General features: G+C 50.4%; 28 protein-coding genes and 1 pseudogene. 3 read left to right on the top strand and 26 right to left on the bottom strand.

Annotated features, from left to right (window positions below; all coding sequences use genetic code 11):
- Positions 1 to 5: 5 nt before the first annotated feature.
- The 22 genes from BLQ59_RS01475 to BLQ59_RS01380 form a co-directional block, all read right to left on the bottom strand.
- Positions 6 to 287, bottom strand: coding sequence for a hypothetical protein (locus BLQ59_RS01475; protein WP_074571097.1), 282 nt, complete (start codon positions 285 to 287; stop codon positions 6 to 8).
- A gap of 69 nt (positions 288 to 356) precedes the next feature.
- Positions 357 to 617 (bottom strand): DUF3310 domain-containing protein, encoded by a 261-nt coding sequence (locus BLQ59_RS01470; RefSeq protein ID WP_074571095.1) that lies wholly within the window; start codon positions 615 to 617, stop codon positions 357 to 359.
- Positions 617 to 841, bottom strand: coding sequence for a hypothetical protein (locus tag BLQ59_RS01465; RefSeq protein ID WP_074571093.1), 225 nt, complete (start codon positions 839 to 841; stop codon positions 617 to 619). The genes BLQ59_RS01470 and BLQ59_RS01465 overlap by 1 nt, the downstream gene beginning before the upstream one ends.
- A 19-nt stretch (positions 842 to 860) precedes the next feature.
- Positions 861 to 1,142, bottom strand: a complete 282-nt coding sequence (locus BLQ59_RS01460) for a hypothetical protein (RefSeq protein WP_074571091.1) — start codon at positions 1,140 to 1,142, stop codon at positions 861 to 863.
- Positions 1,129 to 1,302, bottom strand: a complete 174-nt coding sequence (locus tag BLQ59_RS15860) for a hypothetical protein (RefSeq protein ID WP_176756686.1) — start codon at positions 1,300 to 1,302, stop codon at positions 1,129 to 1,131. The genes BLQ59_RS01460 and BLQ59_RS15860 overlap by 14 nt, the downstream gene beginning before the upstream one ends.
- Entirely contained in the window at positions 1,292 to 1,426 is a 135-nt protein-coding gene (locus BLQ59_RS16275) for a hypothetical protein (RefSeq protein ID WP_256324569.1), read from the bottom strand. The genes BLQ59_RS15860 and BLQ59_RS16275 overlap by 11 nt, the downstream gene beginning before the upstream one ends.
- Positions 1,423 to 2,127, bottom strand: a complete 705-nt coding sequence (locus tag BLQ59_RS01455; RefSeq protein WP_074571089.1) for a hypothetical protein — start codon at positions 2,125 to 2,127, stop codon at positions 1,423 to 1,425. Before BLQ59_RS01455 ends, BLQ59_RS16275 begins: the two co-directional genes overlap by 4 nt.
- 4 nt (positions 2,128 to 2,131) lie before the next feature.
- Entirely contained in the window at positions 2,132 to 2,614 is a 483-nt protein-coding gene (locus BLQ59_RS01450) for a hypothetical protein (RefSeq protein WP_074571087.1), read from the bottom strand.
- 22 nt (positions 2,615 to 2,636) lie between these two features.
- The gene (locus BLQ59_RS01445; protein WP_074571084.1) at positions 2,637 to 2,951 is read right to left on the bottom strand and encodes a hypothetical protein; all 315 of its coding nucleotides are present in this window, start codon (positions 2,949 to 2,951) and stop codon (positions 2,637 to 2,639) included.
- Positions 2,952 to 3,033: 82 nt separating this feature from the next.
- Positions 3,034 to 3,648 carry a hypothetical protein gene (locus BLQ59_RS01440; protein WP_074571083.1) on the bottom strand — a complete coding sequence of 205 codons (615 nt, stop codon included), beginning with the start codon at positions 3,646 to 3,648 and terminating at the stop codon, positions 3,034 to 3,036.
- A 125-nt stretch (positions 3,649 to 3,773) separates the two neighbouring features.
- On the bottom strand, positions 3,774 to 3,968 hold the full coding sequence (locus tag BLQ59_RS01435) for a hypothetical protein (protein ID WP_074571081.1): 195 nt from the start codon (positions 3,966 to 3,968) through the stop codon (positions 3,774 to 3,776).
- Positions 3,969 to 3,986: 18 nt separating this feature from the next.
- A complete protein-coding gene (locus BLQ59_RS01430) occupies positions 3,987 to 4,499 on the bottom strand; it encodes a RusA family crossover junction endodeoxyribonuclease (protein ID WP_081342393.1) in 513 nt (170 codons plus the stop codon).
- Positions 4,496 to 5,347, bottom strand: a complete 852-nt coding sequence (locus BLQ59_RS01425; protein ID WP_256324568.1) for an ATP-binding protein — start codon at positions 5,345 to 5,347, stop codon at positions 4,496 to 4,498. Before BLQ59_RS01425 ends, BLQ59_RS01430 begins: the two co-directional genes overlap by 4 nt.
- The gene (locus tag BLQ59_RS01420; RefSeq protein WP_074571079.1) at positions 5,274 to 6,287 is read right to left on the bottom strand and encodes a Lin1244/Lin1753 domain-containing protein; all 1,014 of its coding nucleotides are present in this window, start codon (positions 6,285 to 6,287) and stop codon (positions 5,274 to 5,276) included. Before BLQ59_RS01420 ends, BLQ59_RS01425 begins: the two co-directional genes overlap by 74 nt.
- Positions 6,288 to 6,322: 35 nt before the next feature.
- A complete protein-coding gene (locus BLQ59_RS01415; RefSeq protein WP_074571077.1) occupies positions 6,323 to 6,871 on the bottom strand; it encodes a hypothetical protein in 549 nt (182 codons plus the stop codon).
- A gap of 210 nt (positions 6,872 to 7,081) precedes the next feature.
- Positions 7,082 to 7,786, bottom strand: a complete 705-nt coding sequence (locus tag BLQ59_RS01405) for an MBL fold metallo-hydrolase (protein ID WP_074571073.1) — start codon at positions 7,784 to 7,786, stop codon at positions 7,082 to 7,084.
- Positions 7,787 to 8,647 (bottom strand): hypothetical protein, encoded by an 861-nt coding sequence (locus BLQ59_RS01400; RefSeq protein ID WP_074571071.1) that lies wholly within the window; start codon positions 8,645 to 8,647, stop codon positions 7,787 to 7,789.
- Positions 8,648 to 8,675: 28 nt separating this feature from the next.
- A complete protein-coding gene (locus BLQ59_RS01395; RefSeq protein WP_074571069.1) occupies positions 8,676 to 10,631 on the bottom strand; it encodes an AAA family ATPase in 1,956 nt (651 codons plus the stop codon).
- Positions 10,632 to 10,691: 60 nt separating this feature from the next.
- The gene (locus tag BLQ59_RS01390) at positions 10,692 to 11,177 is read right to left on the bottom strand and encodes a hypothetical protein (RefSeq protein ID WP_074571066.1); all 486 of its coding nucleotides are present in this window, start codon (positions 11,175 to 11,177) and stop codon (positions 10,692 to 10,694) included.
- Positions 11,178 to 11,222: 45 nt separating this feature from the next.
- Complete coding sequence (locus BLQ59_RS01385; protein ID WP_081342391.1) at positions 11,223 to 11,603, bottom strand: LysM peptidoglycan-binding domain-containing protein; 381 nt, start codon at positions 11,601 to 11,603, stop codon at positions 11,223 to 11,225.
- Positions 11,566 to 11,757: a hypothetical protein gene (locus tag BLQ59_RS15665; RefSeq protein WP_143005239.1), complete on the bottom strand. Its 192-nt coding sequence runs from the start codon at positions 11,755 to 11,757 to the stop codon at positions 11,566 to 11,568. The genes BLQ59_RS01385 and BLQ59_RS15665 overlap by 38 nt, the downstream gene beginning before the upstream one ends.
- Before the next feature lie 71 nt (positions 11,758 to 11,828).
- Positions 11,829 to 12,011, bottom strand: a complete 183-nt coding sequence (locus tag BLQ59_RS01380) for a helix-turn-helix domain-containing protein (RefSeq protein WP_074571064.1) — start codon at positions 12,009 to 12,011, stop codon at positions 11,829 to 11,831.
- Between the two features lie 193 nt (positions 12,012 to 12,204).
- On the opposite strand from BLQ59_RS01380, the gene BLQ59_RS01375 reads away from it, so the two are divergent.
- From BLQ59_RS01375 to BLQ59_RS01365, 3 genes are all read left to right on the top strand, one after another.
- Positions 12,205 to 12,588 (top strand): helix-turn-helix domain-containing protein, encoded by a 384-nt coding sequence (locus BLQ59_RS01375; protein ID WP_074571062.1) that lies wholly within the window; start codon positions 12,205 to 12,207, stop codon positions 12,586 to 12,588.
- 58 nt (positions 12,589 to 12,646) lie between these two features.
- Positions 12,647 to 12,976 (top strand): hypothetical protein, encoded by a 330-nt coding sequence (locus tag BLQ59_RS01370; RefSeq protein WP_074571060.1) that lies wholly within the window; start codon positions 12,647 to 12,649, stop codon positions 12,974 to 12,976.
- A gap of 212 nt (positions 12,977 to 13,188) precedes the next feature.
- Positions 13,189 to 14,691 (top strand): recombinase family protein, encoded by a 1,503-nt coding sequence (locus tag BLQ59_RS01365; protein ID WP_074571058.1) that lies wholly within the window; start codon positions 13,189 to 13,191, stop codon positions 14,689 to 14,691.
- Here the strand turns inward: BLQ59_RS01365 and BLQ59_RS01360 are convergent.
- From BLQ59_RS01360 to BLQ59_RS01345, 4 genes and pseudogenes are all read right to left on the bottom strand, one after another.
- Positions 14,684 to 15,730: a YifB family Mg chelatase-like AAA ATPase gene (locus BLQ59_RS01360; RefSeq protein WP_081342390.1), complete on the bottom strand. Its 1,047-nt coding sequence runs from the start codon at positions 15,728 to 15,730 to the stop codon at positions 14,684 to 14,686. The genes BLQ59_RS01365 and BLQ59_RS01360 overlap by 8 nt on opposite strands.
- Positions 15,731 to 15,748: 18 nt before the next feature.
- The gene (locus BLQ59_RS01355; RefSeq protein WP_074571056.1) at positions 15,749 to 16,111 is read right to left on the bottom strand and encodes a YraN family protein; all 363 of its coding nucleotides are present in this window, start codon (positions 16,109 to 16,111) and stop codon (positions 15,749 to 15,751) included.
- A 24-nt stretch (positions 16,112 to 16,135) separates the two neighbouring features.
- Positions 16,136 to 16,468 carry an EscU/YscU/HrcU family type III secretion system export apparatus switch protein gene (locus BLQ59_RS01350; protein WP_074571054.1) on the bottom strand — a complete coding sequence of 111 codons (333 nt, stop codon included), beginning with the start codon at positions 16,466 to 16,468 and terminating at the stop codon, positions 16,136 to 16,138.
- Positions 16,469 to 16,549: 81 nt separating this feature from the next.
- A pseudogene (locus tag BLQ59_RS01345) lies at positions 16,550 to 18,048 on the bottom strand (hypothetical protein); the annotation flags it as partial.

Raw genomic sequence — 18,048 nt, 5'->3', positions numbered from 1 at the left:
TTATTTTAATCTTTTCCTAAATAAAAATCAAAATCATAGCAGGGCCTTTCGGCCCTGCCTCCTACTGCCTGGAATAACTTCTTCCCAGCCGTCTGTCCCTTGCTTCTCTCTGCCGCCTCTGCCGTTTCTTGATGTGCTTCGGCGGTTGTACCCGAAATGCCAGCCGTGAAAATCTGCGAAACAAGCTGGCAAAACCTTGCTTCAATGCTTTCGCCTCCCTTCGTGGTGCTTATGGTGGGGGTGTTCAATAAGATCCTGCGCCTTACGGAGTTGCGCGTTTCTCTCATAGTAGCTGTATTCCTCGCCCCACTCCAAAGAAATCCTTGTATGTTTATGAGTCTTTCTGCTCGTGCTGGTCAATGCTCTGCCCCTCTTTCCTGTTTCTGCTTAATGATGGCCGCTTCGGTCTTTTCAATCCTCTGAATGTACCAAACGGCTTTATTCAAGGACTCCACGCCGCCTTTCTTCTTCCAGCGGCAAATATATTTAATCGCATTGCCCCAACAGTAGGCCAAAAAGCCTTCAAGCCCCAATACATTCTCAATCATATCAATGGTCTCAACCCCACCCGGATTTTGATAGTGTTCCGGGTGGTTCACGTTGTCATATTCCTGCATTATGCAATGGCCTCTTTTCTTTTGGTAATCTTAAACGTTTCGTAGAACTGCTTAACGGTCATGCTAATGGCGATATCGTAACCGTTTCTTACGAGAAGTCTGTCGCCGTGTTTCTTGTCCGGCTTGAAGTCCCATTCGTCGCCGGGTTTGAGATAAATAAAGATCCCGCCCGTTTCATTCGCTATGGATATCCCTTCCGTAATAGGTTCACAAATTCCGCTCATTTATTCTGCCTCCTGTCAATCAAAATAGTGTTCCCTGCAACGGGCTTTCCTTCTTCTTTCTGAACTGGTTCGCCGCCTTGCAGGTTGACCAATGGGGAATATAGCCAACTCCTACCGCTTCCGATATATCGTCTCCTGTTCCAATCGTGCAGGAAATAACCTCCCCATTTAGCTTGACAACGCGTGCTTTTCCTTCCCCTGGCCTTGAGAAAATCACCTTTGAAGGGTCGCAGGGGATAAACTTCCCCGCCGGTGACTTTACAAAAATTATCTCCTTGCCGCAGCCTCTACACCTTGCCATTGTCAGCCCTCCTGTTTTTCTGATTTATCATTTCGTTATATCCTTTTGTCGCATCATTCACTAGCTTAATCTGTGCATCAGAAACGGCATCTTTTTCATTCGTTATTTGCTGTATCATTGCACACAAATAACTTAACAGTTTTCTCGTTTCATTTTCCATTGTCAGCTCTCCTGTCTGCCTTCGCTGATACTACGCACAAGCTCCAAACGAACAACATGGTCAAAAGAGACAATCCGTAGCCAATAAGGCCGCCTACGATAATCCCGATGTAATAATCCGTCATGCCACGCCCTCCATATATTTCCGCATATACTTTGGCAATACGGGCGAATAAGGAAGCGCCCCAAACTCATTAAAAAGCCTTTCCCCGTGCTTACTGAAAAAGTCCCGCAGGGAATCCGGTCTACCGAGTCCTAAATCTCTGGCTATCTGCTGCAGGTCTTTCTTTTGCCGTATCTCCTTGCAAAGAATCTTCCACCGCTTATTCTGCTTTGCGACCCTCGCGTCCAGTTTCGGCGGCTCTTTCGGCGGCTTTTCCATCAATGCCGTGTAGATAGCTCCCAAGCCTTTTTTGTATGGCAACTTTCCGTACCTGGCCGCCATTTCCTTGCCATACTTAACGACAAAATGCTTCAGCGTGTCGGTGCAGGTCAGCCCCATGAAATCTGTAATCTCTTTCATGCTGTACTTTTCCTCGCTGCCGAAATAATTTTGTAGCTGCCGCCACCGTTCTTCCCGCGCTTCGTCCGACAGGCAATTATTAGGCCGGGGGCTTAGGTCTCCGATGTATTCGTGCTTCTTCTCCCGAAGAACTCTTACCCAGCCGCGGGCCTTGTATGCCCTGAACACGGCACTATCTGACATTGACACGGCGACGGGCTTTCCGTCGTAAATAACTTGCGTCCCTGCCTTGCGCTGGTTCCGCTTGCCGGGGTGGCGTGCCGCATATTCCTGTTCGGCCTTTTCCGTCCATACGACTTTCATGGTCTTACGCTCCCTTCTTGAACCTCTTTCCATTGTCGCGGGTGGCGTTGCTGTTGTTGACTTCGCACAAAACTTTCTGTCGTTCGTGAATGTCTGCTCCGGCCTTATTCATAAAGCTGGTGATGGCCACGATTGAATCCGTACACTCCCTCAAAAATTCGTGACGGTCTGCTTCCTCTCCCGTGGCTCTCCATTTGACATAAGCCTCGAACATTTCCGCGTGTTCTTCGTCAACCTTTTTCGCATAATTGTCCAACGTCCAATTTCTGTAAAGCTCCCCATCGCAAGGTTTCGGAATCGCGAGCAAAAGCAGCGGTTTTTTCTTTTCCGTTCTCTTGACCGACTTCTTAATTTCGCTTATATCGCGGTCAATTTTTGCCGTCCAACTCCCCAAAACTCTGACGGCCTTCCCCAATAAATAAAGCTCTTTCGTGAGGCTGAAAACTGCTGCCCATGCGCCGTTGTTTTTGTTGTGGTTTTTTCTCATTTCACATTCTCCTTTTAGTCAGTTAAACTACCCATTCTTTAGGCATAGCACCGTCATTATCTTTTCTATCCATAAGACATAAATAAGTAAAATCTCGAAAGCCGTAACAAAAGGGGCAATCCTTGCATTTTCTTGTTTTGCAAATAGCTTTAATTTCTTGTGCTGAATAAATCAGCCGTTCCCTTTGATTTTCCTTTTTGGCTAATTCAAAAAATCTTATCCTCACAAAATCATTGATAAGCCTTAACAGCTTTGTATAATCCTCGGTGCTCAAGCAGGGCTTTACTTGCCCTTTCAGAAATTCCTGGAGCGGATAACTGCTCTTTTTCAACTTCATGCGTTTTGTCTCCCTTTTATATGCTCTAAATTTCCATTTGTGCTCGGTAACATTGCCCCTAGAAACGCTTTTATTTAATTGTTTAAGGGTTTGTGTAGGTAACAGCTCTAAAACACGCCTTGTGGCTATTTCCTGCCTTTTGGCTCATAACCTTCTCCACTTTCTCACAAATCGCCTCGTAGGTCGTTTCGTGCCGCCCCACGCTGTCACTAAGCTCGCATACCATCGTGTAAGCGTCTGTCAATCTCTTTCGCTTGAAATCAAACTCGTCAAGCAATGCCATGAGAAAAGCCGACGACATTTCTTTTATGCACCGAATCTCTATCTGCCTGTTGTGGCTGGCCTTCGAGTCGAAAGCGTCAACCCCTACGTCCATTTTCAGATCTTCCCGGAGGTATGCCGCTATTTCCTCAACGCTGACAGTCTTTGCAATCAGCGAATCAAAAATACTCTGCATTTTGTCCCGCAGTCTCAATAGTCGCCCCCTCCCGAATCCGTACCCGTCGTGCATGGTCAGAAGAAAACAGGCTGACAGGTTGTGTAGCGTAACCTTGCGCCGGATAAGGTCTGCCCGGTACTGGTTGACGTATGCCGTCTTGACGCTCTGCCGGACTTTGACCGCGTCCTTGACTCCTTCTTTTTGCCCCTTGCGGGCGGCTTTTTTCTCCTTTCGCGCTCTTGCTCTTGCAAAACTCATTGTCTGAACCTCTTTCAAAATGCTCTAATTTGCCCCTCACGCCTCGCAGGTGCGTTTTTAATCGCGGTTTGATATACTTGCCTGCCCTGTGTTCTAAAATCGCTCAACGGGGCTATCAGGGCGATTTAATACAATTTCCCGCTTTTGCGGTCTCTAATCGAAATTCTCCCCACAGCCTCGAAGCCATGCGCTTTGAGGGCGGCCTTTGCCGCAAAGATGGCCTTTTTGGCCTTCGCCCGCCACATTTCCCTTGCTTCGTCCCGTATCGCCGCATTCGCGGTGGGATCTCGATAATGCTCTATGTTCCAGTCGCTTGCCATAGCTCCCGCCCCCCTAGCTTAGAAAAGCCCTTGTTGCATTCGCTCTTTAATCAGCCGTACTATCGCCGGGTCTGTCTCCTGCTCCGCGTCAACCTCCAACGGCTCTATGTAAATCTCAACGCGCGGACAATCCTTGTCTATTCCTGCTATCCTGCACCCGTCAAGACTCTTCACGAGACGGTCGTCTGCAAGAATCCACCGCCGCTTCAAGGTCTTGCGGTGGTCTTTGTGGCTATATTCGTCGCTGATGATGTCCTGCGTTGCCTGGATAAGCCCGTTCAAATCCGGGTAGGCTCTCCTGTCCTGCAGAAAATACCTTGCCCACAGTTGGACGGGACCGTCATAGTGCGGTAACCCTCCCCTTTCGGCCTCAATCCGTTCCAGCTCCTTGCGAAAAGCCTTCTCGTATGCTTTGTATGCCTTGCTCGGCAAAACAACCGCCCGCCCCCTTACGAGGACGGGGCTGTTTTTCTTCGTTGCTGGTTGCCCCGGTATCGTAAACGCAAAAGGTATATCCTTGTCAATTTTCAAAGTGTCATTCCTCCCTTTCTCCAATCCTTGCCGCCGACGCATACCATTTCGCACATTCCGAAGATCCTGCTCATAATTCGCCGTGCATGCGTGTCGTCCAAGCGTCCATCTTTGTCTATGCTTACAAGGCGTGACATGATGGTTTCCGGCTCGTAATTGCTCGTGATGATGGTCTGTAAGCCCTCGTTGTACCTATGGTTCAAGAGGCAAAACAACTGCTCTCCTACCCAGTCCGTTAATTTTTCGGCCCCCAAATCGTCAAGGATAAGGCAGGGAATATCCCGCGCCAGCTCCATCGTCTCTGCGTTCGCGTTCTTCCCATAGCTGGCTCTAATATCTGCGAGAAAGTCCGGGACCGAAGAAAATAAAACTTGTTCCCCGCGCCCGGTCTTTTCGTTGGCAATGACCGCCGCCAGCTTTGTTTTGCCTGTCCCGGTCTTGCCATAGAGAAAAAGGCCGCGTTTGTTGCCTTCCTGTAAGCTCCACTTTGCCGCCTCGACGGCTGTCTGATTGTCCGCGGTAACTTTGTATGTGCTGAAATTGTCCCGGCTGTAAGCGAATGGAACCCGTGCCCTACTGAATAGCTTTTCTTTGCGCTTGTTCTCCCGGCGCAACTTCTCCCACTTGCACATTCTCATGGCGGTGTAAAATCTGCCGTTCTCCGGGGCAATGACTGGGACCATGCCCGTCACGCCCTGCCTGCATTCTGCCCCTCTGCACCCGTGGCATACTTCCTGCGCCGCCTCAATGGCGGCTATGTCGTCCTTGTGCGCCTCAAATTCCTGTTCCGTCAGGTCGCTGTACTTCCCACGGTTTAGGTCTGTTTTTGACTTCTTCGATGTCTGCATAGAACTCTTTGAGGCTGTCGGGGACATCCCCGCCTTCGCCCGGTTGGCATTGATTTTTTCTACGAGTGCTTTGAAGTCCTCGTTCATTTGCTTTGCTCCTTTCCGGCTTTGGTGCTTTGAATCCGTCACGCTCCCAAGCCTCAAGAATTGACTGGATATATTTCACCGAGCGACCATTCCGCAATGCTGCTTCCTTGATGGCCTCTGTCGTCCAATGTTCCCCGTAATGGTCTAAGAGGTCTGACAGCGTGTCTGTCTCTATCTGCCCTGTGATAGGGTGGATATTGTTCTCAAAGAGGGTAAATACGTTAGCGGTCGCTTCGTCCTTTTCTGTCACCTCTGTTTCTAGCTCCATATCTTCGTCCCCCTTTTGAGGGGGATTATAGGGGGTAACAACAACATCTTTATTACTTTCCTTTACTTTACTTTGTGGGGTTTTTGTAGGCGTAATGTCGCAATTATCGCCGTTTCCGTCGTCATTATGTATACGGAAACTAGGGTTTTTGCATACAGAAACATTGATAAATGTGATTTTTGGCGTTTTTGGCAGTTCTTTGGGGTCTAAAAGACAAAATTCTTTTATCATTTCAACCGTTACCCTGCGCCCGGAGGCTTGTAAATAGCGGGCTTGCACGCCATGGGATGTTAAAATCCCATATTCGTCAAACAGTTTTTTCTCAAAAATCCCCTCGTTTATGTATGCGGAAACCACGGTTTCCGTATACATACTGTCTACATTAACCCGTTTAGCGAACACATAGCGCAATCTTTCCGTCCACGTAATGTAATAGCCCTGTCGATATATCTCCATCAGCAGCTTTATTAGAATCCCAAACGCCATAAAGCCGTGTTTGGCAAGGATAAACTCGACCCTTTCGTCTGAATCTATATCCACATCTAAGGGGAAATATTCAAGCCCGGTTTTTTGCGGCCTAGCCAATAGAATCACCCCCTTTGCCTAAAAGCCGCCTCATGTTATGCCTCCAATGCCTTGACATTTTCCTCCAGCTCCGGCACTTCGCTGTCCTGGGCTTCTTCCTGTGGTTGCGGCTGCTCCTGCTGCTCCCACAAGTTCGTTTGCGCTCTCTCCCCGGCTAAATACCGTCGCGCCTCTTTTTCGAGTGCCCATAGCTTCTTTGCCGTTTCCTCTGAAAAGCATTTATCTTCGTCATTACCGCCGTCATAACATTTCATCATCGGCGTTTGAATAACGGTTTCATTCCCCAACAAAGGAATCATAAGGCGGCTGGTAATAATCGCCCCCATTCTACCGCCCTCGTTGTAGTGAAACGTAACCCCAAAAGGCACTAATCTGCTTGTAATATCTTCCGGCAATTCCAAAATGCTTACCGCGTCCGTTCTAAGGCTTTTCATTGCCTCGTAAAATACCGGGTCGGCAGGTTCAGAATAAATGCCGGAAAACTGCCCGCCGTTGGTGTCTGCACTATTCTTGAAATCAATCTTAATCCTGCCCTGTTTTTCCATGAATTTTATCTTGTCAATAACAATCTTTCCGTTAGTCAAAATAAGAACCTCCCTACATTCTTCGTGGCGTCCATTTCTTTTGGCACAATTCGTGAAAATCGTCCCTCGGACACTTATCAATTTCAGCAACCCATTTGCCTTTATACGGTTCATGCGTACAGCCTACAATCACAAAACCGCCGCCGCAGTCTATAACCTCTTTGAATCTGCAACGTGAGCACCCTCTGAATTGTTGTAATTCAGTCATTTTCAGCCTCCTTTCGCCACATAAACAGGCAACCCGGTTAATGCTTCAATTTCCTTTTGAAATTGTCCGGGGTCTGCATTGCCTTTTGAAAGGTGAATCAGCCATATTTCCTTAACCTTTGAAAGGTCATTAGCTGCAAAGAATTTCTTGAGATTTTCAATGGAAAAATGGCTTTGTTTCAATCGCTTTTCCAGCGCCTCTGGTAAAGAACCATTCCCTACATTTTCCTTCAAAATCTCGTAAGAATGATTACACTCAATCATAATCCTTGTCAGCCCCGGAAATTTGTAATGCAGATAATATGTATCTGTGGCGTAAAGTAATCTATCTTCTCCATCGTCGAGAAGAAATCCAGTAGGCTCAGCTGCGTCGTGCTGGGTATCAAATGCGCTGACAACAATTCCTTTAATCGAAACCGATTGACGATTTTTCAAGATGTGTAAGCGGTGGTTTTCTTCCAGTCCTGCCGCCTCCATCGTTCCCCGGCTCATATAAATATCAACGCCCTTTTTCATAAAGTCCTTAGCGGCTTTGATATGGTCGTTGTGTTCGTGCGTGATGAAAACCGCGTCCGGGTGCTGAAATCCTGTCAACTGCTGTATCCGGCGATACGGTAAACCACAGTCAAGCATGACCGTGATTCTGCCGTCTGTCACCGTGTAGCAGTTCCCGCTAGATCCACTTGCGTGTACTGCTATCTTAAGCATTTAGAATCCCGGACCTTCCATCAAGGTTTCCTGCTGAGGGGCTTCCTGCTTTTCGGCTGCTGCCTTTTTCGCGGGTGCTTCCTTCTTTTCAGCGGGCTTTGCTTCTTCCTTTGCCGGGGTTTCTACTGGTACGGCTTCCTTTTCGGCCTTGTCAAGGTCTGCCATCGTTGCCTTGTGACCTGGAGTAATCGCCGGAGCAGGTGCCTCCGGGATAAATTCTTCCCGGTTCGCGTTTGCGTTAATTTCCTCCGTGATGTTGATAGGCTCTGAATCCACAACTTCATCAACGGTCTGCAAGCCCATAGACAATTCCGGCGCGGTGGTACGGATAAACCAAGCGGCCGCGCGGTAACGTAACATCTGCGCAGGCATTGTCTGCCACTTACTGCCGTTCTTGCTGTACCAGCCTTCGGCTTTTGCAATCGCGATTGTAACCTCAGGACCTTCCAAAATTTCGCCCGTGGCCAGCTCCTTTGCCCATGCAATGCAGCCCCAAGAATCTGTACCCTTCTTGCCTGTTTCCTTGTAGTGAATACTGGAATACTTGCCACACTGGTTAAAAGTGGCAATCATAAACTTACTGCTCCATGCCGGGTTGCCGTATACCACATACAAGTTTTGGGCGACCATCATAACATCTGCGTTCATTCGCGTTGCCATATTGAGCGCAATCGCGCAGTTACCGAGGTTGTTGTGATAATGCGCCGGGAGCAGGTCGATTGTTGCAAGCAGCTTCGACATTCTCTGCAATGCCTCAAACGATTCAATAGAACCGAATCCGGGGATTACGTCTCTTTTGGTTTGTGGTGCCGCCGCTTTTACCTCTGCTGCCGTCTCTACCGTCTGAATCTCGTTTGCCATTGTAAATTCCTCCTAATGGTCTAAATGGTTAATCATCTATCTCTACCGACAGTTCGTCATGCGCCCCGTCGGCTATGAGCTTAATAACTTGAGCGTCAACATCTGGAAGGCTGGTGTAGCTCTCACAGTCGTCAATGAATACCGGGAGCGATACGCCGTAATACTTGCTTAAAGCGTTGACAATATCCAAAGCCGCCTTCATGCGATTGCCCTTGTTGAGGCCGTCGTTGAACGGTACACCGTCAATAATCGGTTCGCAACATTCTTCCAACGCCCCGTTGATTTTCTGCTCAAACATTTTGAACTTGACGTACTTAAAATGGCTATTGATGTTATCCTCTGTCGCCTTAACTTTTGCCCGCAAAAATTCCTCTGTGAGAAATAGCTGCTTTTCAAGGTCGGAGTACATCTTGCCGAGCGTCTTTTCCCGGTCTTTCAATTCCTCTATGCGGGCTTCCATAGCCTCATTCTGCTTGAAGGCCGCGAGCTTTTCTTGCCGTGCTGAAATCTCTGCACCAAGGTTTGTTATCTCAATTTCTGCCGCCCGCGCTTCTTGTTCGCCGCCCGCCTGCAGGCTCTTGATAATGTTTTCCGTGAACTGAACTTCTTCTTTCATGGTGAGGTAGTCCGGCTGTTTGGTCGCCTCTGGCTTGTCCAAGCCCGCCAACATCTTTTCGGAGTCCTCGAGACTCTTTGAAAGTTCATCAATTCGGGCTTGCGCCTCTGTATTAGCGGCTTCCAACACGGAAACCTTATCGAGGTCTTTGGCTTTGTCTGCCATAATCCGCTTGCCCTTTTCGTTGATGGCTTTCAGCTTCGCCGCCTTATCGAGGTTGAACTTGTCCAGCTCTTTCTGCCGTAGTTCTTCGACTCGTTCCGTCGGGAGCTTTTGCCCGCAGCAAGGGCAGGTATCTTTGATATTGTCCGGGAACGCCTCTTTTTGAACCTTGCCCCATTCTTCACGGAGTCCTGCTGCCAATTTGTCAGCGGTTTCTGCAGCCGCCTTTGACCGCTCTATCTCCGTCTGGTTACGCTCAATGGTTTCCCCTAAACGCTCGATTTTTGCCCTGCACCCGGCGACAACTCTTTCAGCCTCCCCGGCCTTACGGCTGTAATCTGCCTCAAACTCTGCAACGAACTTTGTCATTTTGGCTTCGAGCTCTGCAATGCGCTTTTTGTTTTCTGCAATTTCGCCGCCGTTCTTAATGCCGACAAGCTCTTTTTCCTTATCTGCCTTTTGCTTTTCGAGGCTCTTTAATTCGGTTTCGAGCACATCTTTGTTGCCGGAGGTTTCAGCCATCATTCCTGTGAGTTCGTCAATCCTGGCAGGTATGCTTTTGGCTTCCTCGTTGTTCTTTTTCATTTTCGATTGGAGTACCTTGCGATAATCTGCAATGGTCTTGTTCTCCAGTTCTTTGCGGAGAGGCTCTAAAGAAGGATTATCGTCAATAATCTTTTTATCCGGCGTATCGCCGCACATCATCATAAGAACCTTGCGCCTGTCCTGCCACTTCACGTTTGTGCAAAAATGCAATGGCATAGAAAGAATCTGGAAAGTATCGCCTTTGACAAGGTCGCTTACCCGGCGTTCAAATTCCTTTTTCTGCATCGGTACGCCGTCAATGCTGTATACGGTTGTATGTCCCTTAAACTCTCTGTCTGCCGTCCCCCGGTGCTTTTCCCATTTTTCTTTGAACTCGCGCCGGAGGGTAATCAGCCGTCCTTCGTTCTCAAGAACAACTTCCACAGCGTGCTCCACGCCGCCGTCGTTCGGGGTAGAGCCATCTTCAGCCCGCTTCTTAATCTGCGTGTCGATGGTCTTGCCGTCGAACCCCTTCCCGGTCATGCACCAAGCGTAAGCGTCAGCGATAGTCGTCTTGCCGCTGCCGTTCTTGCCGCGCACCGTTACGTCTTTGCCTTCCGGGGCGACGTCCATTTTGTCGAGCCCTTTGAAGTGCTCTATAAAAACTCTGCTCAATTTCATTTTGTCATTCTCCTTTGCTTGTGCTATAATGACGTTGTAAGTGTTCAAAAGTGACTCTGCTCAGTCGCGTTTTGAATCCCTAGCCTGTTGGGTCGGTCGCCCAACGGGCTTTTTTAATGCCCATAAACCAATTCCCATACAAGCTGCTGCCAACTCTTTGATGGGAGCTGCACACCGCCGGAAGGGTTCACCTTCGTCAGCTGTGATAACATCGTCTTGACAAATTTCTTCTATCAGCTCAATAACCGCCGTTGCCCGTCTCATAACTACACGCAACCGTAAAGCACTAGAAGAAATCCCCGCCGCCTCTAATCGCGGCAAAATCAGTCGCCCGGTTTCTAGGTCGTTGCTCAAGTAGTGATAGCCTAATTCCGGGCTTTTGTATGCCATCACCATTTTGGCTATAATCTCGTCTGGTATGTCCCTGCCTCCTTCGTAGTATGCAAGCGTCCGGGGCGCAATGCCCAAAATCTCTGACGCACATTCCCTTGTCAATCCTGCACAATGCCGTGCCTTAAATGCCATTTCTGCGCACCGTTCGTTCATCGTCTAACCCTCCAAACTATGCAAGAATTAGAATAGATAACGGGCTTATTGCTCCTTTTCCTCCTTCACAAAGTAGTTGATGATTATTTCCTGCCCTGGCCGGATATGTCCCGCGTTGCCGTTTTGCAATTCCGGGTTATTCTCGATAATGCCCTGCTTAAATTCCAAGATGTACCTTCTGCCGCCTGTGTTCTTTTTGAGGTATTCTGTGGCAATGCTCCACAGCGTGTCCCCCTCTTTGACGGTGTAGGTTTCTGTGACAAGTCGCTGGTCACCATCGTAGAATCCGGTAAAGATAATCGCCGCCCCAACAAGGGCTGCCCCTGCCAAAACCTTTTTGATAACGCTTTCGCGCCGTTTCTGTTTGGCTCTCCTCTCCTTGAGTGCCTTACGCCATTGCTCGTGCTGCCAATTCCCTTCCGTCATGTAATCCCTCTCTTTCTGAATATGCCTTGTAAAGTTCCCGGCCTAGTGCCTCGCTGAATCTCTCCTTGACTGCCGGGGTGAAGTTGTGAAGTGTAACCCTTGCCGTACATTCACCGAGCTTAAAGGTGTATGTCTGGCCGTCCCTATATTCCATCGCGTCGCCTCCCTTAGATGTTTTTTATCTTGTTTGTAGATATTTTTTATCTGCTCAATGGTAAAAAAATATCAACCCTCGACAACGGCTACTTTTATGCCAAGGAATCTAAAAATCTTCGCCGCCTCTTGTAAGCTGAAAGAGTTTTTGTCCAGCTTTCTGTAAAACGTTTGCGGCTTAATCCCTACGGCTTTGGCAACTTCGTTGTACTTCAAGTTTCTGCGGGCAATTTCGCCCTTGATGGAAATGTCCACCCTTTTGCACCTCCCCCTTTTGCTGTGGTTATGGATATTATTTATCTGCTTACCAGATATTTTTTATCTGTTGAACACATTATAACGCTAAAATTTATACTTGTAAAGATATTTTTTATACTTTTTTAGATAAATTTAATCACAAAAGGACAAAATTTATATTTTATGGTATAGTGTATGGGGGTGAAAAGCTATGAACAATGAGGACGCAGGAACATTCTGCGAACGTATCAACCACCTTTTTAGAAGGTTTCAATCACGCCCCGGTATGCGTGGTACACAAAAGGAATACCGCGAACGCTTAGGAGTGTCGGAGGGGCAGCTTAAAGGCTGGTTGCTCGGGAAAAGCGAGCCGAGCTTTGACACTCTCAAAAAGATAGCCCGTATTGAAGGTGTGTCTGTGGGGTGGCTCATAGGTGAAGAATCCCCGGCTACTGATAATTCCCCTGCTGCCCAACTTTATTCTAGGTTATCGCGAGCCGATGCCCAAACCGTAGCCCAAACAGAACAATTTCTCAACTACCTTGAATATCAAAAACAGGTATCTGAGGGGGAGAACAAGGGGACAGGGACATAAAGGTTTTTATCCCGGGAGGTTTCTAGGTGGGTCAAATTGCATAAAAAGGAGCTTTACAATGGGAATAAAAGAAGATACTGAGTTTACGCGGCAGTGTGGCCTTCGGACAATCGAGCAAGCGAAAAAAGCTCCGGGCTGTAAAATCCGATGGGCGTTGTCGAATACACATGAGGAAATAGATGTTTGCGACCAATACGCTCATGGCGGTGTGAATGGCGACGGGGTTTATTCCCCGGACGAGTGCCCGCCCTATCCTGCCCATGAAGGCTGTAAGTGCTGCCTTATCCTTGAGCCGCGGCCTGTGAGCGATATACTTGAATGGCATAAAAATCCTGCTTCCCACCCGGACTTAGAAGAATGGTTTCAGAAGAATAAGGACAATCTTTGACAGAAAACAAGCCCTAGCCTAAAGGCCGGGGCTTTTACTTTACTTTTCTTCGATTTTTGCATTTTGCTTGACTTTTCGCCTTGCGTTTTTACATTGTGCGCAATGGAATAATTTTATTCCGAACCATGGAATATTTTTTGTCGCTTTCAAAAGGTGCTTTGAAAGCAATCTGACACTTTTACCGAAATTTTGAAAGGGGAAATCTTGACCACATGAATGTTGCTATTTATGCCCGTGTATCAACCGAATGGCAAGCCGAGCACGGCTATTCCATCGGTACACAAATAGAGGCTTGCCGGAAAAAGGCTGCGGAAATGGGTGCTTTTGTCGTGAAAGAATACATCGACGACGGCTATTCCGGCGGCTTTCTCGAACGCCCTGCCCTGGACAGTCTCCGGGACGCTGTTCAAGATGGCCTGTACGAGGCTGTAATCTTCCACGACGCTGACCGTATGGCTCGGAAATTGATACATCAGCTTATCTTGACGGAGGAATTGGAGAAAGCTGGGTGCCGCCCCGTATTCGTCCTCGAACGGTTCGACAATACCCCTGAGGGCAATATGTCCTATCAGATGAAAGGCGTATTTGCTGAATACGAACGTGCCAAGATAAGGGAGCGAACAATGCGCGGAAAGCGTGCTAAACTTCGCGCTGGGAAAGCTATCTGCGACTCCCATATTTACGGCTATGACTTCGACAGGGGAAACAGTTGCTATGAAATAAATCCTGCCGAGGCAGAAGTCGTCCGTATGATCTACCGCTGGTATGTGGAAGAAATGGTCGGCGGCTGTGAGTATATCGCCGAAAAGCTCAATAATATGGGGATCCCCAGTCCTAGTGGGAATGTGTCGTGGTGTGCGTCCTCTGTCCGAAACCTGCTCCACCGTCCCCACTATACCGGGAAATACTTTGCCAATACACAATATCACAAAAAGACGGGGCCGAAGTCCTACAAAAGACTCCCCCGGCCCCGCGAAGAATGGATCGAAATGTCTTGCCCGCAAATTATCCCTGCCGAACTACACCAAAAGGCCCTCTCGATAAAGTCCAAGCATAGGACGTACAAGGTGTGGCAGAAGAATAGTTACCCGGCCTTGCTCCAAGGCGTTGCGGTCTGCGGTGCATGTGGCGGCTCTATCCGCATAACTGGTGGCGGTAAACGAAATGCCCGCTGGTATACCTGTGTAAACACGCCACCCCGGAATGGCTCGAAATGTGCCGCCCGTCTTATGGACGTTGTTGTGACTGACGCCCTCTTTTGGTCTGTCCTTGAAGAAATCTGCACATCAGAAGAAACGGTCACGGCTTACATCGGGGGCCGCGCTGGTGCTGAGTGCCTCCCCGCCATCCCGGAACAAAACAAGCGGCAAAAGATCGTAAAGCGCATAGAGAAGATCCAAACGGAAAGAACTGCTGTTATGTCGTGGTTCTCTCAATCCTTGCTCTCTCAATCGGAAGCGACGGAAAAACTCGCCTCCTTAAAAGCTGACGAATCCCGCCTGCAAAACGAACTTGCCGCTTTGGAAAACTCCCCCACCTCCGAAGTCGAACGCCTTGCTCCGGCTGATATTTGCGCTGTGGTTCGTAACTGTCCTGCCTCGCCGGAAGCTCGTAGGCGTGTTTTCCTGTCCGTGGTTGAAAAGGTTTCAGTCCTGCGCCGAGACAATAATTACGGCCATAAATACCTGATTGACTTTGACATCGTCTTTAAGTAAAAGAAAAAGCCGCCTCGAATGTGAGGCGGCTCTCTTTACATGGGGGCTTTGAAAGTTGTGTGTATCGCCAACCTATGTCCAAAGGCTCCCGCAGGACCTCGAGCGATTTCTTGCTGAACTCTGGCAGTTCATCCAAGAACAGCACGCCATGATGGGCCAGCGTCACTTCTCCCGGCCGGGGCACACTGCCGCCACCAATCAGCGAGGTCATGGAACTCGTATGATGCGGACTGCGAAAAGGCCGCTCCTCAATAAGCCCCCGCCCCCTGAGCATCCCCGCAATGCTGTATATCTTGGTGACTTCGAGGGCCTCATCCCGGCTCAGCGGCGGCAGGATGGTGCTCAGCCTCCGTGCCAGCATGGTTTTCCCTGCGCCAGGCACGCCCACCATCAATACATTATGCCCGCCGGCTGCCGCGATTTCCAGCGCCCGTTTGGCTTGGAACTGCCCCTGCACATCGGCGAAGTCATCCCCGAAGGCCCGTGCTTCCGCTGTGCCTGACGCAGGCTTTGCCGGCAGCAAACGTTCCTGACCGGTCAAAAAGTCCACCAATTGCTGCAGATTTTCCAGCGCATAGACCTCCAGCCCGTCCACCAGCAAGGCTTCCGCAACGTTGTCCCTGGCCACAAAGACAGCCTCGAAGCCCGCTTCCTTAGCCTTCACCGCCATAGGCAGGATACCGCGGATGCCACGGCATTCGCCCTCCAACGAAAGCTCGGCAGCAAACAGGTACTTGTCAAGCGTAGGTGCCGATACAAGGCCATAGGCGGCGAGCAGCCCGACAGCAATCGGCAGGTCAAGGCCGGAACTGTCCTTGCGCACATCGGCAGGGGCCAGATTGATCGTGACCTTCTCCTGTCGCAGCTGGATGCCGGAATTCCGGATAGCCGTGCGCACCCGCTCTTTCGCCTCCTTAACCAGGGCATCGGCCAGCCCCACGATATCAAAACCGGGCAGGCCCGCCGCTGCATCGACCTCCACATCGATGATCAGCCCGTCCACGCCCAAAGTCGTCGCTCCAAAAGTTCTTGCAAACATCCAATCCCCCCTGACCTGTCAACCTTCAAACGCCCCTGCCAGATGATGCACCCGCCACTTCCTTTCCGGCAGGGCATAGACTTCAATCACGTCAAAACGGCAGAAACACCTGTCCTCCAAATGTTTCTGCCGCAAAAACCACCGAGCGGTCTGAACTATTTTCTTTTGTTTATGAAAATTCACAGCCTGTGCAGGAGTGCCATAGCGAGTGCCGCGGCGTGTCTTGACCTCCACAAAGGCCAGCACTTCCCCCTGCCGGGCAATGATATCGATCTCGCCCACCGGCACCCGGAAATTGCGCGCACAAATCTCGTAGCCATGGCGCAACAGGAAATCTGCCGCCACCTGCTCTCCCTGCCTGCCCAGAATCTGATTTTTCATACGACTGCCTTCTTCAAAAAGATTTTAAAGGCGCGGCCCAGGCTTGTTCTTCTTGGCCTTCTTGTCGATCCGATACACATAGGCCATGACTTCCGCAATGGCGCGGTAGAGTTCCGGGGGAATCTCCCGGTCAATCTCGAGCGCCATCAGCATATTGACCAATGACTTGTTCTGATAAACAGGAACGGCATTCTTCTGGGCAACAGCCAGAATATTCTCCGCCACATGTCCGCGGCCTTTAGCCACCACCCGAGGAGCAGTATCCCGCTCCATATCGTATTTCAATGCCACCGCCTGCTGGGGGGCATCTGGATCTGTTTCCGGTTCCCTTCTCAGCGGTACCCGCTCATTCTCCATTCCTGTTCACCTGCCTGAGTGTTCCTTCACTGATTCTATTCTATGCCGCAACCGTCCATGTGTCAAGGACATTTATGCTGGCTACATGAAGCGACGCTCACCCACAGCGCCAATCTTCAACTCCTTGAGCCGCAGCTTGCTGTCCTTCAGGGCATGACGCAGGGCATCCACTTCCGCCCGGAATTCATTGGCTGTCTCTGTGCTCGAGAAAAAGAGCCGCATATCCAGCTGATTTTCCTGATACACCCGGCAGGTCAGTTCCACCGCTCCGATATTGTCCGTCAGCACGCATAGCCTGAGCCAGGTTTCCTTCTTCATCTCCCCGGTCTCCGCGTCCTGCCTGTTCTCATCATAGACATGGATATACGCCGGATAAGTGGATTCTTCCCCCATATACATGGGCATCATGAAATTCAGCGACCGCTGTCCGGGCACGACGCTGTTATCCCCCTCCATGGAATTGCGCATGGAGAGCACGAATGCCGCCACATCCTTCCCCGCCCGCTTCAGCTGCCGAGCCGTCATCTGGCGGGTATAGGCCATATCACAGAGCTGCATGAAGGCCCAAAGCCGCGGCAGGTCCGGAAGATTCTGCTGCAATGCAGCCTGCTGGATGGTAGCCGGCACATTGGCCTGGCACAGGCGGATCAATTGCTGCAGCTGCTGGGCTTCCTTCGCATTCATCAACGCTTCCTTACCATTGATGAAACTCTGCATGAGCAGGGCATCCTTCTGCGTCAGATTGCCATCTTTCAGGATCATCTGGGCCAGATCCCGCAGGGCATTCATGGTCTGCGGCGTATTTTCCAGGCTCTGGCTGATCAGCTGTTCCTTGGCTTGCTGCATAGCCGCCCGCTGAGGACGCTGTGCAGCATCATTGACCGCAGCGTTCTCTCTGCCCATATCCCGCTGGAAATACTGCGGGCTTTCCGGCATATCGCGCACGCCCGCCGCCTGACCAGCGTTATTCTGACCGGTCAAAGCTGGCTGACCTGTCAACCGGGCTGTTTGCAGCACAGGCTGACCGTTGACTGTTTGCGGCTGGCCTGTCAGTACCTGCTGCGACGCTGATGGCTGACCATTGACTGCCTGCGGCTGGCCTTGCGCTGCCTGCTGCGGTGCTGATGGTTGGCCATTGACCGTCTGTGGCTGCCCTTGTACCGCCGGCTGCGATGCTACAGGCTGACCATTGACTGTCTGCGGCTGGCCTTGTATCGTCTGCTGCGGCGCTGTTGACTGACCATTGACCGCCTGTGGCTGCCCCTGTACCGTCTGCTGCGGTGCCGCTGGCTGACCGTTAACTGCCTGCGGCTGGCCCTGCACCATCTGCTGCGGTGCTGACGGCTGACCGTTGACTGCCTGCGGCTGGCCCTGCACCATCTGCTGCGGTGCCGCTGGCTGACCGTTGACTGCCTGCGGCTGGCCCTGCACCGTCTGCTGCGGCGCTGCGGACTGACCGTTGACTGCCTGTGGCTGGCCTTGCGCCATCTGCCGCGGTGCTGACGGCTGACCGTTGACCGCCTGCGGCTGGCCTTGTACCGTCTGCTGCGGCGCTGCGGACTGACCGTTGACTGCCTGCG

This window comes from Pseudoselenomonas ruminantium (genome assembly GCF_900104055.1).
Classification (GTDB): Bacteria; Bacillota; Negativicutes; order Selenomonadales; family Selenomonadaceae; genus Selenomonas_A; species Selenomonas_A ruminantium_C.
Note: the sequence above shows the minus strand (reverse complement) of the source record. Positions and strands in the feature narration are given on the sequence as shown.

Bases quoted from the DNA above. Each gene is read 5' to 3' on its own strand.
- BLQ59_RS01475 (WP_074571097.1), bottom strand. From the start codon at position 287: ATGAGAGAAACGCGCAACTCCGTAAGGCGCAGGATCTTATTGAACACC.
- BLQ59_RS01470 (WP_074571095.1), bottom strand. From the start codon at position 617: ATGCAGGAATATGACAACGTGAACCACCCGGAACACTATCAAAATCCG.
- BLQ59_RS01465 (WP_074571093.1), bottom strand. From the start codon at position 841: ATGAGCGGAATTTGTGAACCTATTACGGAAGGGATATCCATAGCGAAT.
- BLQ59_RS01460 (WP_074571091.1), bottom strand. From the start codon at position 1,142: ATGGCAAGGTGTAGAGGCTGCGGCAAGGAGATAATTTTTGTAAAGTCA.
- BLQ59_RS15860 (WP_176756686.1), bottom strand. From the start codon at position 1,302: ATGGAAAATGAAACGAGAAAACTGTTAAGTTATTTGTGTGCAATGATA.
- BLQ59_RS16275 (WP_256324569.1), bottom strand. From the start codon at position 1,426: ATGACGGATTATTACATCGGGATTATCGTAGGCGGCCTTATTGGCTAC.
- BLQ59_RS01455 (WP_074571089.1), bottom strand. From the start codon at position 2,127: ATGAAAGTCGTATGGACGGAAAAGGCCGAACAGGAATATGCGGCACGC.
- BLQ59_RS01450 (WP_074571087.1), bottom strand. From the start codon at position 2,614: ATGAGAAAAAACCACAACAAAAACAACGGCGCATGGGCAGCAGTTTTC.
- BLQ59_RS01445 (WP_074571084.1), bottom strand. From the start codon at position 2,951: ATGAAGTTGAAAAAGAGCAGTTATCCGCTCCAGGAATTTCTGAAAGGG.
- BLQ59_RS01440 (WP_074571083.1), bottom strand. From the start codon at position 3,648: ATGAGTTTTGCAAGAGCAAGAGCGCGAAAGGAGAAAAAAGCCGCCCGC.
- BLQ59_RS01435 (WP_074571081.1), bottom strand. From the start codon at position 3,968: ATGGCAAGCGACTGGAACATAGAGCATTATCGAGATCCCACCGCGAAT.
- BLQ59_RS01425 (WP_256324568.1), bottom strand. From the start codon at position 5,347: ATGCAGACATCGAAGAAGTCAAAAACAGACCTAAACCGTGGGAAGTAC.
- BLQ59_RS01405 (WP_074571073.1), bottom strand. From the start codon at position 7,786: ATGCTTAAGATAGCAGTACACGCAAGTGGATCTAGCGGGAACTGCTAC.
- BLQ59_RS01400 (WP_074571071.1), bottom strand. From the start codon at position 8,647: ATGGCAAACGAGATTCAGACGGTAGAGACGGCAGCAGAGGTAAAAGCG.
- BLQ59_RS01395 (WP_074571069.1), bottom strand. From the start codon at position 10,631: ATGAAATTGAGCAGAGTTTTTATAGAGCACTTCAAAGGGCTCGACAAA.
- BLQ59_RS01390 (WP_074571066.1), bottom strand. From the start codon at position 11,177: ATGAACGAACGGTGCGCAGAAATGGCATTTAAGGCACGGCATTGTGCA.
- BLQ59_RS01385 (WP_081342391.1), bottom strand. From the start codon at position 11,603: ATGACGGAAGGGAATTGGCAGCACGAGCAATGGCGTAAGGCACTCAAG.
- BLQ59_RS15665 (WP_143005239.1), bottom strand. From the start codon at position 11,757: ATGGAATATAGGGACGGCCAGACATACACCTTTAAGCTCGGTGAATGT.
- BLQ59_RS01375 (WP_074571062.1), top strand. From the start codon at position 12,205: ATGAACAATGAGGACGCAGGAACATTCTGCGAACGTATCAACCACCTT.
- BLQ59_RS01370 (WP_074571060.1), top strand. From the start codon at position 12,647: ATGGGAATAAAAGAAGATACTGAGTTTACGCGGCAGTGTGGCCTTCGG.
- BLQ59_RS01365 (WP_074571058.1), top strand. From the start codon at position 13,189: ATGAATGTTGCTATTTATGCCCGTGTATCAACCGAATGGCAAGCCGAG.
- BLQ59_RS01360 (WP_081342390.1), bottom strand. From the start codon at position 15,730: ATGTTTGCAAGAACTTTTGGAGCGACGACTTTGGGCGTGGACGGGCTG.
- BLQ59_RS01355 (WP_074571056.1), bottom strand. From the start codon at position 16,111: ATGAAAAATCAGATTCTGGGCAGGCAGGGAGAGCAGGTGGCGGCAGAT.
- BLQ59_RS01350 (WP_074571054.1), bottom strand. From the start codon at position 16,468: ATGGAGAATGAGCGGGTACCGCTGAGAAGGGAACCGGAAACAGATCCA.